The following is a 14344-nucleotide window of genomic DNA, read 5'->3' as shown; positions in this document are numbered from 1 at the left end:
CAGGACTCGCCATGGCCGCCCTTCGTCGTCCAACCTGGCTCGCCTCGGCTGCTGCCTGTGCGGTGGTGTTCGTGGCGCTCGCCGGCTGCGGCCGCGTGCGCGAAGACGCACCGCTGCACACCGCCGCGGCGGCCGTGACCTCGGTGCCGGCCGCGGCCGAGCTGCCGCCTGTCACCGGTCTGCCAGACCTGCCGCCCAACAAGCACGGCGAGCTGGTGCGCCAGGGCCACGCGATCTTCACCAACACGCCGGTGTTCGCGCGCCGCTTCAGCGGCAACTCGCTGTCGTGTTCCAGCTGCCACCTGGACGCCGGCCGCCGCGCCAACGCTGCGCCGATGTGGGCCGCCTGGGGCATGTACCCGGCCTACCTGGGCAAGACCGACCGCGTGACGACGCTGGAAGAGCGCATCCAGCAGTGCTTTCGCTTCAGCATGAACGGCTTCCCGCCGCCGCAGGACAGCCAGGAGATGCGCGCACTGCTGACCTACATGCAGTTCGTGTCGATCGGGCAACCGATCGGCGTCGAGCAGCCGGGCCGGGGCTTCCCGACCGTGCCGCGCACCGGCGCCGACCCCGACGCTTTCCGCGGCAAGGCGGTCTATGCCGCGCGCTGTGCGCAATGCCATGGGAAAGAAGGCGAGGGCGTGCGTTCGCCCAGTGGCGCCGCGGTGTTCCCGCCGCTGTGGGGCCACGACAGCTTCAACAAGGGCGCCGGCATGAACCGCATCGACCTGCTGGCCGGCTTCGTCAAGGCCAACATGCCCTACGACAAGCCTGACCTGACCGACCAGGAGGCGCTCGACGTGGCCGCCTGGATCACGTTGCAGGAGCGCTGGCCCGACCCGCGCAAGGGCCTGATCACCGGCCTGCTGGAACGCTGAGCGAGAGGACACGGGCATGAACACGATGACCACGCCGGTGCCAACTCACCTCGGGCCCCTGGCGCGCGACGACAAGGCCGCAGCCCCTGTGCGGCCGCCCGGTGCGCCGGCCCTGCTGCGAGGCTGGCGGCCGCGCAGCGGCGACCTCCGCGCGGCCTGGGTCTCGTCGATCGTGATGGTGCCGCAGGCGGTGGCGTTTGCCGTCATCGCCGGGCTGCCACCCGAGATGGGCTTGTATGCCTCGGTGGTGCCGGTGATCGTGGCCGCGCTGCTGGGCGCGTCGCCGCGCCTGCTGTCCGGGCCCAACACGGCGGTGTCGGTGATGATCGCCGCGGCGCTGCTGCCGCTGGCCGCGCCGGGTGGCTGCGACTACCTCGCGCTGGTGGCGGTGCTGAGCGTGATGGTCGGTGTGACCCAGCTGGTCTTCGCGGCCTGCGGTGCCGGTGGCCTGCTGGCCTTGCTGCCGCCCTTCGTCTCGCATGGGCTGACGGCCGGCATCGGCTTCGTGATGATCGGCTCGCAGCTGGCGCCGGCCACTGGCGTGCTGTCGCTGCCGGAGGCGTCGCCGTGGTTGTCGGCCTGGTCGGTGTTGATCGACCACGCGGCCATGAACCCGTTTTCGATCACCGTGGCGGTGTCGGCCTTGGTGGCCGGGCACCTGTGCGGCCGCTACCGCGTGCCCGGCCTGCCGCCGCTGGTGGCGGCGATGGTGGGGGGCAGCCTGATGGCCTGGCTGCTCGACCTGTTGTTCGGCGCTGCGGTGGCCAACATCGACCGCATCGGCCACCTGCAGGTGCTGCTGCTGCCCTGGTCGATGCCCGACCTGCGCTGGCACGAATGGTTCGTGATCAAGCAACTGGCCTACAGCGCAGTGGCGATCGCGGTGGTGGGCGGGTTGCAGACGGTGGTGATCTCGCGCGCCGTCTGCGGCGACGACCCGCGCGCGCAGAACCCGCGCCGCGAGCTGTTGGCGCAAGGCATGGCCAACCTGTCGGCGGCGTTCACCGGCGGCTTCGCCGGCTCGGGCTCGTTCAACCGCACGGCGGCCCATGTGAAGGCCGGCGCCGAGACGCGGCTGGCCGGCGTGTTGTCTTCGGTGCTGCTGCTGTTGCTGGCCTGGCTGGCCGGGCCGCTGTTCGCCTACATCGCGCTGCCCGCGGTGGCCGGCACGATCGCGCTGATCGGCTGGGGCATGTTGCGCTCGGGGCTGCAGGCGATCTGGCCCGACCGGGGTTTCGCCCGCGTGGCGGCCTTGTGCACGGTCGTGGCGGCGTTGTTGATCGGGGTCGAGTCCAGCCTCACGCTGGTCGCGCTGCTCGGCTTTCTGAGCCTGGTGCTGGCCCACCGCACCCCTGTTGCCGTGAAGGACCAGCCATGACGCGCGAAGACCTCGACCCGACCTGGCAGGCGCTGCGTGCACAGGCCCGCACGATGCAGGCCCGCGAGCCGCTGCTGCGCTGGATGCTCGACGACGCGGTGCTGGCCCACGCCGACCTCGCCGGTGCATTGGCCCACATGCTGGCCGACAAGCTGTGCACCCAGGCGGTGGCCCGTGAGCCGTTGGCGCGCGCGCTGGCAGATGCGTTCCATGCCGACCCGGCCAGTATGGTGGCCAGCCGGCGCGACGTGGCCGCGATCGTCGAACGCGACCCGTCGACCGACGAACTGCTCGCCGGCTACCTGTTCCACAAAGGCTTCCACGCGCTGCAGGCGCACCGTGCGGCGCACCTGCACTGGCGCGGCGGCCGCCACGGTGTCGCGGCCTTCTTGCAGCACCGCACGTCCGAGGTCTTTGCGGTCGACATTCACCCGGCCGCGCGGATCGGCGCCGGGGTGTTCATCGACCATGCGACCAGTGTCGTGATCGGCGAGACCGCGGTCGTCGGCGACGACGTGTCGATGCTGCAAGAGGTCACGCTCGGCGGCACCGGCAAGGAAAAGGGCGACCGCCACCCGAAGGTCGGCAACGGCGTGCTGCTGTGCGCCGGTGCCAAGGTGCTGGGCAACATCCGCATCGGTGACGGGGCCCAGGTGGGCGCCGGCAGCGTGGTGCTGCACCACGTGCGCCCGTACACCACGGTGGTCGGCGTGCCGGCTCGCATGGTGCGCGAGTTCGCGCCGGTGGCGGCCAGCGGCCCGCTGCCGGTGGACGATCCGGCCTTGCACCCGCGCGACCCCATCGCCCCGCGCGAGCTGATCCCGACCCGTGAGCGCGCTGCCGCCAGCCACCCCATCCACCCCATCGACCCGAGCCTTGTTGGCTGAACCCACCATGAGCATGCAATCTTCGTCAGCGCCGCTGAACCTCCTGTCTGGTGACCCCACCGCCGCCACGCAGCCCGCGCGCCGGCGCTCGGCGTGGCGCCTGGGCGCCTTGTTCGTCGGCGTCGCGGCGCTGGTGTTCGGCAGCATCGGCACCGTCAACTACCGCTACAACCCGTTGACCTACGACGGCGACCAGCAGCAGGCCGTGGCCGCCACGCTGGCGGGTGGGGGCAATGTGGCGATCGCCGACCCGAACATCGACTGGCGCACGCTGCGCAGCAAGCACCTGTCGCAGATGAAGGAGACGCCCGATGTCATCCTCTTCGGCGGCAGCCGCTGGCAAGAGGCGAGCGCCGCGGTGGCGCCGAACAAGCGCTTCTACAACGCCTTCGTCACCAACGATTTCTTCGAAGACATCGTCGCGCTGACCGGGCAGCTCTACACCACCGGCCACCTGCCGAAGACGCTGATCTTGAGCGTGCGCTTCTTCAGCTTCGACTACCTCGACCGCCACGACCAGCTGTGGTGGACGCTGACGAGCCCCGAGTACAAGCAGATGTCCGAGCGCCTGGGCATCCCCGCCCATTCGTGGACCGACAGCGTGCCGGTCAGCCAGTATTCGCACCTGCTGTCGGCCGACTCGGCGCTCAAGTCGTTGCAACGCGGCAGCGTCGAAGAGGCCGGCTGGCGCCCGACCACCGCGGTGTCTGACCCGCAGATGAACATCATCGGCAGCGATGGCGCGCTGCGCTTTTCCGAAGCGCACCTGAAGACGCTGACGCCCGAGGGCGTCGAGAAAGATGCGCTGGAGACGGCAGCGCAGCACCGCACCGCGCGCATCCACATCAAGCGTGAGCTGGTGGGGCAACTGGGCACCTTGATCGGCTTTCTGAAGAAGCAAGGCGTGCAGGTGGTGCTGGTGCAGACGCCGTTCCACCCGGCGTACTTCAAGGCCATCCAGGGCACGCCCTACTACGACGACATCCGCCAGGTCGAGGCCGACACGCGCAGCGTGGCGGCCGCCTCGGGCGCGCTGGTCGGCGGCGGGTTCGATTCGCTGGCGTTGGGCTGCACCGCGGCGGACTACCGCGACTTCAACCACGCGAGCGATCACTGCCTGACGCAGGTGCTGAGATCCATTCCCGGCCTGAACTGAACCGGCCTTCACCGACGCGCCGACCGCCATGTTCTTCACCAGCTACGAGTTCCTGTTCCTGTTTGTGCCGATCGCCTGGCTCGGCTTCGCCGGCCTGGTGCATCGGCGCCTGGACGCCGCCGCCTGTTGGTGGCTGGTGGCGTGTTCGCTTGTCTTCTACGCATCGCTGGACCCCCGGCACATTCCGCAGCTGCTGGTGTCGGTGGTGGTGAACCACCTGTTGGCCGCCGGCATGGTGCGCTGGCGCGAGCACTCCGTGGGCAAGACACGTGCGCTGCTGATCACCGGCGTGGCGTTCAACATCGGCCTGCTGGCATGGTTGAAGTACGCCGGCCTGCTGTTCGGCGACGGCGCGCCGGTGTCGATCCCGCTGGGCATCTCGTTCTACACGGTGCAGCAGATCGGCTACCTGGTCAGCACCTACAACGACCGGCGTGACGGGCTGCCGCCGCTGCGCCGCTATCTGCTGTTCGTCGCGTTCTTCCCGTATGTGATCGCCGGCCCGGTGGTCACGCGCGACGAGATGTTCAGCCAGTTCGCCGGCATGTCGCTGGCGCGCATGAAGGCCTTGTTCCTGCCGGCGTTGACACTGTTCTCGCTCGGCCTGTTCAAGAAGGTCGTGTTCGCCGACAACCTGGGCCTGTACGTCGACTCCGTCTACGAGGCCGCAGGGCGCGGCGTGCCGCTGTCGACGCTCGACGCCTGGGGCGCAGCGTCGCTGTACACGCTGCAGATCTACTTCGACTTCTCGGGCTATTCGGACATGGCGGCCGGCCTGGCGGGCCTGTTCGGCCTGAGCCTACCGCGCAACTTCCACTCACCGCTGAAGGCGCGCAGCATCATGGAGTTCTGGCGCCGCTGGCACATGTCGGCCACGCGCTTCTTCACCAACCACATCTACCTGCCGCTGGTGCTGAAGGCGATGCGCGCCGCCGTGCACTGGCGCCTGAGCGGCGTTGGCGGCGCCATCGTGCGCTACCTGGCGACGGTGCTGCTGCCGATGCTGGTGACCTTCTTCCTGATCGGGCTGTGGCACGGTGCCGGCGTCACCGCGATGGTCTTCGGCCTGCTGATGGGCGCGGCGATCTCGGTCAACCACCTGTGGGTCAAGCTCGACCTGCCGGCCATGCCGCGGGGCGTGGGCTGGGCGATGACGACGCTGATCGTCGTCTGCGGCATGGTCTTCAGCCGCTCCGACGACATGGCCACCGCGTCGCTCGTGTTGCAGGCGATGGCCGGGCAGGGCGGTGCCAGCACGCTGCTCGATGCGTCCACCGTGGCCGGCTGGCTGCTGGCGCTGGGCGGCGTGGCGCTGCTGGCACCGAACACGCACGAAATCATGGAGCGCTTCCCGGTCGTGCTGAAAGAAACCTGGGACGCGGTGCCGCGCTGGCAGCAGCGCTTCACCTGGCACCACGGCACGCTGGGCACGCTGTTCGCGTCGGTCGTCTTCTGTTCTTCGGCGGTGCTGATCCCGAAGGCGGCGCAGTTCATCTACTACCGGTTCTAACGATTTCAGGAGCATCGCCATGGACATGCAAGACAGGCGCTCGGTCGCCATCACGCTCGACGAACCGCTGCACGCAGACCTCGTCGCCGAGGTCGAGAAGCAATCGGTCTACATCGACACCGGCCTGTTGGCGCTGAAGGTCGGCGCCGATCGCCGCGAGGTGGTGTTCAGCGTGCGGGCGGGCCGAGAAGACGAGGTCGGCGAACGTGTGCGCCGCTTTCTCGACGCGATCCGCCGCGGCTTCCGGCCGGTGCCGATGAAGGTGGTGGCGCGCCACGAGCGCGCCAACCCGCGGCCCTACGAGACCGATGTGTTCGCGAAGCTGGTCGAGAAGGGCTGGGTGCTCGACCTCGGCCAGGGCCAGGTGGCGCTCGCCGGCCCCGCATTGGCCTTGTCGAACGCGCTGGACCGCAGCCTGGCCGACATCGCGGTCGAGCGCTTCGGTGCGATGCAGCGTGCCTACCCGGCGCTGATCCCGGCCGAGGTGCTGGCGCGGTGCGGCTACACCAGCTCGTTCCCGCAGCACCTGTCGATCGTCAGCCACCTCGACGAAAACTACGACGCGATCGAGCGCTTTCGCAGCGCCAACGCCGACCAGCGCGAACTGCGCATCCCCGATGCGCGGGCCTTCGGCCACCCCAAGGTCTGTCTGTGCCCGGCGTTGTGCTACCACTGCTACCCGACGCTCGAGAACCGCAAGCTCGACCTGCGCGGCCATGTGGAAACGGCCAACGGCCGCATCGCGCGCTACGAGTCGTCGAGCATGGTCGGGCTGGACCGGCTGTGGGAGTTCTGCCAGCGCTCGATCATCTGGCTGGGCGAAGACGGCTTCTGCAACGAGCGCCGCGAGTGGGCGATGGAGCTGGCGATGGAGCTGGCCCGCGCCTGGGACATCGACTGCACGATCGAGACCGCAAGCGACCCCTTCTTCACCTCGGTGTCGACCGCCAAGAGTTTTTGGCAGCGCGGGCAAGACCTGAAATTCGAACTGCGTGCTGCCGTGGAAGGCCGTGACGGCGACGGGCCGCGCACCGTGGCCGCCGGTTCGTTCAACCTGCACGGCACCTACTTCGGCACGGCCTTCAACATCAGCGATGCGAGCGGCGGCCCGGCCTTCAGCGGCTGCGCGTCGTGGGGGCTCGAACGGCTGGTGCTGGTGGTCTTCACCCAGCACGGCCTGGAGCCGGCTCAGTGGCCACCGGCGCTGCGCCAGGCGCTGGGCCTGGCCGATGCGCGCCCCAACGCGGCAGACGCCGGCGTCACGCCGGCGCTGGCCCCGGCCGCCTGAATTCTTTTCCAACCCGTTCACGGAGATCCACCATGTCTGTTGCCGCCCACGAAGTCCCCGAAGCACTGAAGCAGGTGTTCGCGCAGGTGCTGCGCGTGAAGCCTGAAGAGATCGCGCTCAGCTCCAGCACCAAGACCATCCGCAACTGGGACAGCCTGCGCCACGTCGAGCTGGTGGTCGCGATCGAAGAGCAGTTCAAGGTCTCGTTCGGCGCGGCCGAGGTGTTTGCGCTGAACTCGGTGCAAGGCTTCTGCGACATCCTGGCCAAGAAGGATGTCGATCTCTTCTCTTCCTGATACCCCGCTGCGGCGCTGCCGCGCCGCCGCTGCCCACCGCCACCGCGAGGCCGACCGATGAACATCCTCCTGCTCAAGCCCAAAGCACTGTTTGTGCTGACCCGCTTTGCCGACGCCTGCAGCCGCGCCGGTGTCGACATGACGATCATGATGGCCCCGCGGCCGCCGACCAAGCACTACCTGGTGTCGTTCGCCAACGATTCGCTCGAGACGATCGACGAGCTGGCGGTGGCCGGTGACGACGACGAGGCGATGGCCCCGCTGCTGGGCCGCTACGACGCGGTGGTGGCCGCCGGCGAATACTCGGTGCTGCTGGGCGAGCGGCTGAGCGCGCGGCTGGGCCTGTTCCACAACCCACTGGGGCCGATCGAGTCGTACCGCGACAAATACCAGATGCGCCAGCGCTTTGCCGACGCCGGTGTCAACCAGCCGAAGCTGCTGGCCAAGTTCTCTTCGATGGAAGAAGTCGAGGCGTTCGACTGGTCGTCGGTGCGCTTCCCGGTCATCGTCAAGCCGATCGACCTGAGCAGCAGCTTCTACGTGCGCCTGTGCGACGACGCCGACAGCGCGAAGAAGATCTACCGCCGCATCTTCAAGCACTCGCAATCGTTCTCTGGCGTGGCGTTTTCGGCCCAGGGGCTGCTGGAAGAGGTGGCCATGGGCCCCGAGTACAGCATCGAATGCGTGGTCGACAAGCGCAAGCTGGTGGCCGCCTTCCTGACCAGCAAGCTGCTCAGCGCCTACCCGACCTGCGACGAGGTCGGCCACATCTCGGGCGAGCCGTGGTTGAGCGAGTCGATGCAGGCCCAGGCCGAGCGGGCCGTCGAGGGGATCATCCGCGCCTGGCAGCTCGAATCGGCGGTGCTGCATGTCGAGTTCAAGTGGTGCGACGGCGAGGTCAAGGTCATCGAGGCGGCGTGCCGCATTGGTGGCGACCTGATCTCGACCATCACCGAAAAGCGGCACGGTGTCAGCCTCGAAGAGTGCCTGGTGCTGTTGCGTTGCCGCGGCGACGTGCGCTCGGCGCTGGCCCGGCACACGCCCGAAGGCGACGGTTACTGCTACGGCGTCAAGTTCCTCTTCCACGAGAACCAGGCGACCCCGCTCGACCCGTCGATCGAGGTGCTCGAACGCGTGCGCCACGCGAAGGAAGACACGGGTGCCGGCGGCTTCGGTGTCGAGCAGCGCTTGGGCCACGTGTTGGTGCGCAGCCGGTCGGCGCAGGCGCTGCGCGACTACATTGGGGCCTTGGGCCACTGAGCCTGCCCACCACCATCGCACACCACCCACCCATGCCGTCTCGCACTGCCTTGTTGGTCACCGCCGCCGTGGTCGTTGCAGGGGTCAGCGCCTGCAGCACCTTTCGCCCTGACCGGGCACTGCGCGTGGCCACCGGCGTGGCGGCGCACGACCTTTGCTCCGAGACCTTCGTCAGCGGGCTGGACCCGAACGTGGTCTTCGCCGAAAGCCTGCAGCCGCGGCCGGGCTTCAACCTCGTCGGCTGGAGCCTGGTCTACCACGTCGACACCGCGCGGCGCGAGGTCGACGCCACCCTGGCCGGCACGCTGGGCAGCCGCGCCGTCTACCGCGAAGGGCTGGGTTGCGCACTGGTGCCGATCGACGGGCAGTTGAACGACGCGCCGGCGCCTGTGCACCCGACCGCCGCGCCCTTGTTGCCGCCGATCGCCGGCCCTGCGATCGTGGAGCCCAGCGACGCCAAATGGCGCGCGGTGCTGGACGCGGCCTTCGCCGAGCCCGCGCAGCCGCCCTATGAACGGACCAAGGCCGTGGTGGTGCTGCGCGACGGGCAGGTGATCGCCGAGCGTTATGCGCCGGGCTATGGTGTCGACACGCCGATCCTCGGTTTCTCGATCAGCAAGTCGGTCATCAATGCGCTGCTGGGCATCCTGGTGCGCAAGGGCCAGCTCGACATCACCGCGCCGGCGCCAATCGCGGCCTGGCAGGGCGCCGACGACCCGCGCCGCGCGGTGACCGTCGAGCAGCTGATGCGCATGACCAGCGGGCTCGACCTGGACGAGACCGGCAGCGGCTTCGACCCGTCGAACCAGATGTTCTACGGCGGCGTGGCCGACATGGCCGCCTTCGCCGAGCAGGCCAAGCTCAAGGCCGCGCCGGGCACGCGCTGGTTCTACAGCAGCGCTGGTGTGCACCTGCTGGCCCGCATCGTGCGAGACAAGGCGGGCGGTAGCGGCGAGGCGGTGCAGCAGTTCGCGTTCAACGAGCTGTTCGGCCCGCTGGGCATGCAGCACGTGACGATGGAGACCGACGCCACGGGCACGCCGATCGGCGCGCACTACATGCTGGCCTCGGCGCGCGACTGGGCGCGTTTCGGCAGCCTGTACCTGAACGACGGCGTGGCGGGCGGCCAGCGGCTGCTGCCCGAAGGCTGGGTCAAGATGTCGACCGCGCCGACGCTGGAGACCGACTACGGCGCCGGCTGGTGGCCTAACCGCACGCTCAACCCCAATGGCGTGCGCATCAGCAAGTTCGACATGCCGCTGATGCCGCAACTGCCGGCCGATGCGTTCTACGCGCTCGGCAACCTGGGCCAGTACCTGGCGGTGATCCCGTCCGAGCGATTGGTCATTGTTCGGCTCGGCCGCTCGCACGCCAAAGACTTCGGCGCCCGCGGCTTCGAGGCGCTGGTCGCCTCGGCCGTGGCTGCCGTGCACGACACTCCACCCCTGACGACGAAGGCCACTTCGCCATGACGCCCACGACGCCCCCACCGCAAGACAAGGCGCCGATCGCCAGCACCGTCACGCTGCCGTCCGGCCTGAGCCTGAACCTGCTGCGCTGGCCGGCCGCCGAGGGCAGCACCGCGCCGCCGGCACTGCTGGTGCACGGTCTGGGCGATTGCGCGTGGGTCTGGCAAGGCGTGGCGCCGGCGCTGGCCGAGAAGCGCGAGGTGCTGGCGGTCGACCTGCGCGGGCACGGCGGCTCACCGCACGTGGCGCCCAGCGACTACCAGGTGCGCGAGATGGCGGCCGATCTGTCGGCGCTGGTCGAGGTGCTCGGCCTGCGCAAGCCGCTGCTGATCGGCCACTCGCTCGGTGCCGCGGTGGCGATCCAGGCCTGCGCCGCCGCCCCCGAGCGCTACGCCGCGCTGGCGCTGGTCGACTACGCCACCGAAGTGGCCCCGGCCAACATCAAGCTGGTGCGCACTGCGCTGGCGCTGATGCACGGCACCTACGACAGCATCGCCGACTACGTGGCCATCCTGCGCCGGCGCCACGTGCTGGCCAACCCGCAACTGCTCGAGGCCGTGGCCCACGCGGCGCTGCGGCCGACCGATGCCGGCCACCGCCCACGCTTCGACATCGCCGTGCTCGACGCGCTGTGCCATGGCGACGACCTGGCCACCACCAACGAACAACTCGGCCGCCTGCAGCTGCCGGTGCTGGTGGTGCGCGGTGCGCTGTCGTGGGTGGTGTCGCGCGAATGCGCGCAAAGCCTGGTGGCCGCCTGCCCGCAAGCCGAGCTGGCCGTCGTGCCGATGGCCGGCCACTCGGTGCAGATCGACAACCCGCGTGGGCTGCTGACCGCGCTGGGGCGTTGGTTCGAGCCGGCGTTGGCCTGCTGATTCGCGCCACGTGGGCCCTGGGTGAAGGGCTCGCCTGCTAAGCTGTTCATCGAACCAGGCGTGAGAAGGCCATGGTCGCCAGTCCATGGTGGGCCCGCGCGAGGCCATGAACAGGGGAGCGTGTGCCACGGCCATCGAACGAGATCGAAGGTGACGACCCATCGGCCATCGCGCCGAAAGGCGCGCGGTGGCGCTTTGCCGACCTGATCGACTTCGAGCTCGCGCTCGATGCCACGAGCGGCGCCGATCCCGCTCGTGACAGGGCTTTGTTCGTCGAACGCATCGCGCCGGCCTTGCGCCACCTGGCGAGTGACCGTTCAGCCGTCTTCCTGGCCTGGTTGCGTGCATCCGGGGCAGCCGCCGACAGCCCATCGGCCGGCGCCCTGTTCGAGCGTGGGCTTCGGGCGGCCGGGGCGTTGGCCGTGGCCATCGGCCTGCTGTTGGGGGCTGCCACCACGGCGGGCCTTCTCTCGCACGACGGGCCGCAACCCATCAACGCCCCCTTGTTCCTCGTGTGGACCGTGGGGCTGCAGGTGGGGATCGTCGTGGCGGCGCTCTTGGCTGCGGCAGCGCGCGCGATGGGCTTTCGGTTCACCACGCTGCGGGGCTGGATGGAGACGCTGGTGCGCCTGATGGCCGGGCTGGCCGGCCGTCTGAACGGCGAACGCCGCATGGCCGTGCGGCAGCAACTCGCGCGGGTCAGCGCACGGTCCGGCCGACTCGCACCGTTCGTCGGCCTCGAGCTGATGAAGCTGACGCAGGCTTTCGCCATCGCCTTCAACCTGGGCATTCTGGCGTCCATGCTGTTGGTCTACCTGCCGTTTCTCGAACTGCGGTTCGGCTGGCAGTCGACCTACTCCCTCGGCCCCGAGGCCGTCTACCAGGCCACCCAGGTGATCGCCGCACCCTGGCGCTGGATCTCCGATGGGTTGGCCCCCTCGAGGCCGCAGATTCTGGCCACCGAATTCGCCCGCGGCCAGAGCTCGCTGTCGCTCGACCCATCGGCCGCGCATGCCTGGTGGCCCTTTCTTCTGTGCGCCGTCGCCTTCTATGGCTTGACACTCCGGCTCATGGCCGCGGCGCTGATGGAAGGCCTGCTTCGATGGCGCCTGCGGCGCCCAGCATTCAACCACCCGGCTGCGAATGCGCTTTGGCGCCGGCTTCAGGGGCCCTTGATCGTCTCGGCCGGGGGCAACGCAGAGCTGCCGGCCGAATCGCCCGGTGCCGGCACCGCGCACGTGCGCCCACAGCGGGTGCTGGCCGTCAGATCAGACGCTTGTGCGCTCGACGACGCGCAGCTGACGATGCTCGTTCAGAACCACTTGGGGTGGAAGGTTGACCAGATCGTGACGGCCTGCATCGACGACGACCGGCTCGGGCCTGAGCTGGCTGCCGGGCTGCGCACGCGGCCTGACGCGGTGGCGGTCGTGGCACCCGCGACGCAGAACCCGATCGTCGCCATCGCCAGTTTTCTTCGTGAACTCAGCGCCGCCGTCCAGCCTGGCGGCGAGGTGGTCGTGCTTCTTGCAGGCGACGCCGGTGAGGCCGCGCCCGATGCGTCATCGATGGACGAGCGGCACCGGATCTGGTCTCGCTTCGTCGCCATCCACCGGCTTGGCGTGGGCGTGGAGCGATGCCGGTGATCGCGCCGAAGCCCACCTTCGCCGTCATCGGCGCGGTGAACCACGGCAAGTCTTCCGTCGTGTCGACGCTGTCTGAAGACGACGAGGTTCGCGTGTCGCCGATGCCCGGCGAAACGGTCGAGGTGAAGCAGTTTCGGCTGAGCGATCTGCTCACGTTCTACGACACCCCGGGGTTCCAGAACGCGCGCAAGGCGCTGGCCGAAATCCAATCCGCGGCGGCCCCACCGGACCCACTGGCCAGATTTCGGGCATTTGTCGATCGGCACCAGGGTGACCCGGAGTTCGACGCCGAGTGCCGGCTGCTGCAACCCATCCTGGCCGGTGCCGGCGTCATCTATGTGGTGGACGGCTCGCTGCCCGTCACCGACCTTCACCGCTGCGAAGTCGAGCTCGTGCGCCTGACGGCCGCCCCACGGCTGGCGATCGTCAACCGCACCGCCGGGCGCGACCATGTGGATGAGTGGCGCGCCGTGCTGGCCCAGACCTTCAATGCCGTGCGCGAATTCAACGCCCACTGGGCCAGCTTCGAAGACCGCAAAGATCTGCTCGAAGCCCTGGCCAACATCGAACGCGCGTGGAAGCCTCAGCTGCAGAAGGCCGTGGCCGCGCTCGAAAGCGACCGGCGCTCTCGCGTAGCCGATGCAGCGGCCATCGTCACCGGGCTGCTTGAAACCGCCCTGGGTTTTTCAAAGCGGCAGGCCATCGAGGCGGAAGATGCAGGCGCCCCAGGTTCTGCTGCAGTCGAGCTTCAAGCCAGTTTCAAGGCCGACATGGCCGCGATGGAGGCCAAGGCGCACGACGCGATGATTGGGCTGTTTGCTCACCGCCTCGTGCAGTCGCCCGGGCAGTCGAAAGACATGTTCGGCCATTCGTTGTTCAGCGAAGAAACCTGGCGACTGCTGGGGCTGAGCGGCGACCAGCTGTTGGCAGCCGGCGCGGTGGCCGGCGGCTTGGCGGGCGCCGGTGTCGATGCCCTCACGGCCGGCCACACGCTGCTGGCCGGCACGGCCATCGGTGCAGCCGTCGGCGCGGGCGGGGCGTTTTTGCTCGGCAAGAAGCAGCCGGACATCTCGGTTTCGCTGCGCACCGCCAGCCTGCCCAAAGCCATGCGAATGCTGCTGCCGAACAAGCTTCGGCTGTCTGCCAACGAGGTGGTCGTCGGTCCCCTCAAGGCTGTCAATTTCCCGTGGATCCTGATCGATCGGGCCCTTTGCACCCTGGTCTACGTGGCCGGCCGCGCGCACGGCCGGCGCGACGCCGCGCAGGTCAAGGTCGACGAGCTTCAGCCCTGGTTGGCCGAACAACGGCTCACGGTCGAACACTGGCCGGAGGCCGACCGCAAGCGCTGCGAAAGGGCCTTCGCCGCGCTGCGCAAGAGCGGTGGCGCCCCGGGCGATGAAGCCCGCCTGCTGCCGGAGATCATCGAGCGACACCTGAACGAGGTCGTCGAGGCGGCATCCGGCGCCGCACGCCCGACCCCTCTCTAGCCGCCAAGGGCCGTTGGGACTTGGCGCGCCGCCCCAATTGAGCCGGCGGCCCGCGACGCCCAGGTCGGCGTCTCCAACGCCGTCGCGCTGTACCCCCGCGACGGCGATGACGTTCCGTTGCTGATCCAGCAGGCCGGTGAAGGTCTTCTTCCTGACCCTGCGCGATCGCTCGAAGGACGTGATCATCAGCGGCGAGTCGAACAGCTACCCCAGC

Annotated in this window: 12 protein-coding genes; all 12 read left to right on the top strand. The window is 69.2% G+C overall.

All coding sequences use genetic code 11. The annotated features are described in order from the left end of the window. Window positions 1-11: 11 nt before the first annotated feature. The 12 genes from ACE3SG_RS03415 to ACE3SG_RS03360 all read left to right on the top strand — a co-directional run bounded on the left by ACE3SG_RS03415 (window position 12) and on the right by ACE3SG_RS03360 (window position 14130). Entirely contained in the window at window positions 12-881 is an 870-nt protein-coding gene (locus ACE3SG_RS03415; protein ID WP_374562571.1) for a c-type cytochrome, read from the top strand. Between the two features lie 16 nt (window positions 882-897). Then, complete coding sequence (locus ACE3SG_RS03410; RefSeq protein ID WP_374562570.1) at window positions 898-2259, top strand: SulP family inorganic anion transporter; 1362 nt, start codon at window positions 898-900, stop codon at window positions 2257-2259. Next, entirely contained in the window at window positions 2256-3146 is an 891-nt protein-coding gene (gene cysE / locus ACE3SG_RS03405; RefSeq protein ID WP_374562569.1) for a serine O-acetyltransferase, read from the top strand. Before ACE3SG_RS03410 ends, cysE begins: the two co-directional genes overlap by 4 nt. 7 nt (window positions 3147-3153) lie before the next feature. Then, on the top strand, window positions 3154-4302 hold the full coding sequence (locus ACE3SG_RS03400; protein WP_374562568.1) for a hypothetical protein: 1149 nt from the start codon (window positions 3154-3156) through the stop codon (window positions 4300-4302). 28 nt (window positions 4303-4330) lie between these two features. Next, the gene (locus tag ACE3SG_RS03395; protein WP_374562567.1) at window positions 4331-5812 is read left to right on the top strand and encodes an MBOAT family protein; all 1482 of its coding nucleotides are present in this window, start codon (window positions 4331-4333) and stop codon (window positions 5810-5812) included. A 19-nt stretch (window positions 5813-5831) separates the two neighbouring features. After that, a complete protein-coding gene (locus ACE3SG_RS03390; protein WP_374562566.1) occupies window positions 5832-7100 on the top strand; it encodes a hypothetical protein in 1269 nt (422 codons plus the stop codon). Between the two features lie 32 nt (window positions 7101-7132). Next, entirely contained in the window at window positions 7133-7396 is a 264-nt protein-coding gene (locus ACE3SG_RS03385) for an acyl carrier protein (protein WP_374562565.1), read from the top strand. Between the two features lie 57 nt (window positions 7397-7453). Then, window positions 7454-8656 carry an acetyl-CoA carboxylase biotin carboxylase subunit family protein gene (locus ACE3SG_RS03380; RefSeq protein WP_374562564.1) on the top strand — a complete coding sequence of 401 codons (1203 nt, stop codon included), beginning with the start codon at window positions 7454-7456 and terminating at the stop codon, window positions 8654-8656. 32 nt (window positions 8657-8688) lie between these two features. Next, complete coding sequence (locus tag ACE3SG_RS03375) at window positions 8689-10128, top strand: serine hydrolase domain-containing protein (protein ID WP_374562563.1); 1440 nt, start codon at window positions 8689-8691, stop codon at window positions 10126-10128. After that, complete coding sequence (locus ACE3SG_RS03370) at window positions 10125-11000, top strand: alpha/beta fold hydrolase (protein WP_374562562.1); 876 nt, start codon at window positions 10125-10127, stop codon at window positions 10998-11000. Before ACE3SG_RS03375 ends, ACE3SG_RS03370 begins: the two co-directional genes overlap by 4 nt. Window positions 11001-11122: 122 nt before the next feature. Then, complete coding sequence (locus ACE3SG_RS03365) at window positions 11123-12643, top strand: DUF2868 domain-containing protein (protein WP_374562561.1); 1521 nt, start codon at window positions 11123-11125, stop codon at window positions 12641-12643. Continuing rightward, window positions 12640-14130: a GTPase/DUF3482 domain-containing protein gene (locus tag ACE3SG_RS03360; protein ID WP_374562560.1), complete on the top strand. Its 1491-nt coding sequence runs from the start codon at window positions 12640-12642 to the stop codon at window positions 14128-14130. Before ACE3SG_RS03365 ends, ACE3SG_RS03360 begins: the two co-directional genes overlap by 4 nt. Window positions 14131-14344: the final 214 nt, after the last annotated feature.

Origin of the sequence: Ideonella sp. (genome assembly GCF_041914305.1) — a bacterium.
Lineage (GTDB): Bacteria > Pseudomonadota > Gammaproteobacteria > Burkholderiales > Burkholderiaceae_C > Ideonella.
Note: the sequence above shows the minus strand (reverse complement) of the source record. Positions and strands in the feature narration are given on the sequence as shown.

Excerpts from the sequence above, each read along its gene's own strand:
- ACE3SG_RS03415 (WP_374562571.1), top strand. The coding sequence starts at position 12 with ATGGCCGCCCTTCGTCGTCCAACCTGGCTCGCCTCGGCTGCTGCCTGT.
- ACE3SG_RS03410 (WP_374562570.1), top strand. The coding sequence starts at position 898 with ATGAACACGATGACCACGCCGGTGCCAACTCACCTCGGGCCCCTGGCG.
- cysE (WP_374562569.1), top strand. The coding sequence starts at position 2,256 with ATGACGCGCGAAGACCTCGACCCGACCTGGCAGGCGCTGCGTGCACAG.
- ACE3SG_RS03400 (WP_374562568.1), top strand. The coding sequence starts at position 3,154 with ATGAGCATGCAATCTTCGTCAGCGCCGCTGAACCTCCTGTCTGGTGAC.
- ACE3SG_RS03395 (WP_374562567.1), top strand. The coding sequence starts at position 4,331 with ATGTTCTTCACCAGCTACGAGTTCCTGTTCCTGTTTGTGCCGATCGCC.
- ACE3SG_RS03390 (WP_374562566.1), top strand. The coding sequence starts at position 5,832 with ATGGACATGCAAGACAGGCGCTCGGTCGCCATCACGCTCGACGAACCG.
- ACE3SG_RS03385 (WP_374562565.1), top strand. The coding sequence starts at position 7,133 with ATGTCTGTTGCCGCCCACGAAGTCCCCGAAGCACTGAAGCAGGTGTTC.
- ACE3SG_RS03380 (WP_374562564.1), top strand. The coding sequence starts at position 7,454 with ATGAACATCCTCCTGCTCAAGCCCAAAGCACTGTTTGTGCTGACCCGC.
- ACE3SG_RS03375 (WP_374562563.1), top strand. The coding sequence starts at position 8,689 with ATGCCGTCTCGCACTGCCTTGTTGGTCACCGCCGCCGTGGTCGTTGCA.
- ACE3SG_RS03370 (WP_374562562.1), top strand. The coding sequence starts at position 10,125 with ATGACGCCCACGACGCCCCCACCGCAAGACAAGGCGCCGATCGCCAGC.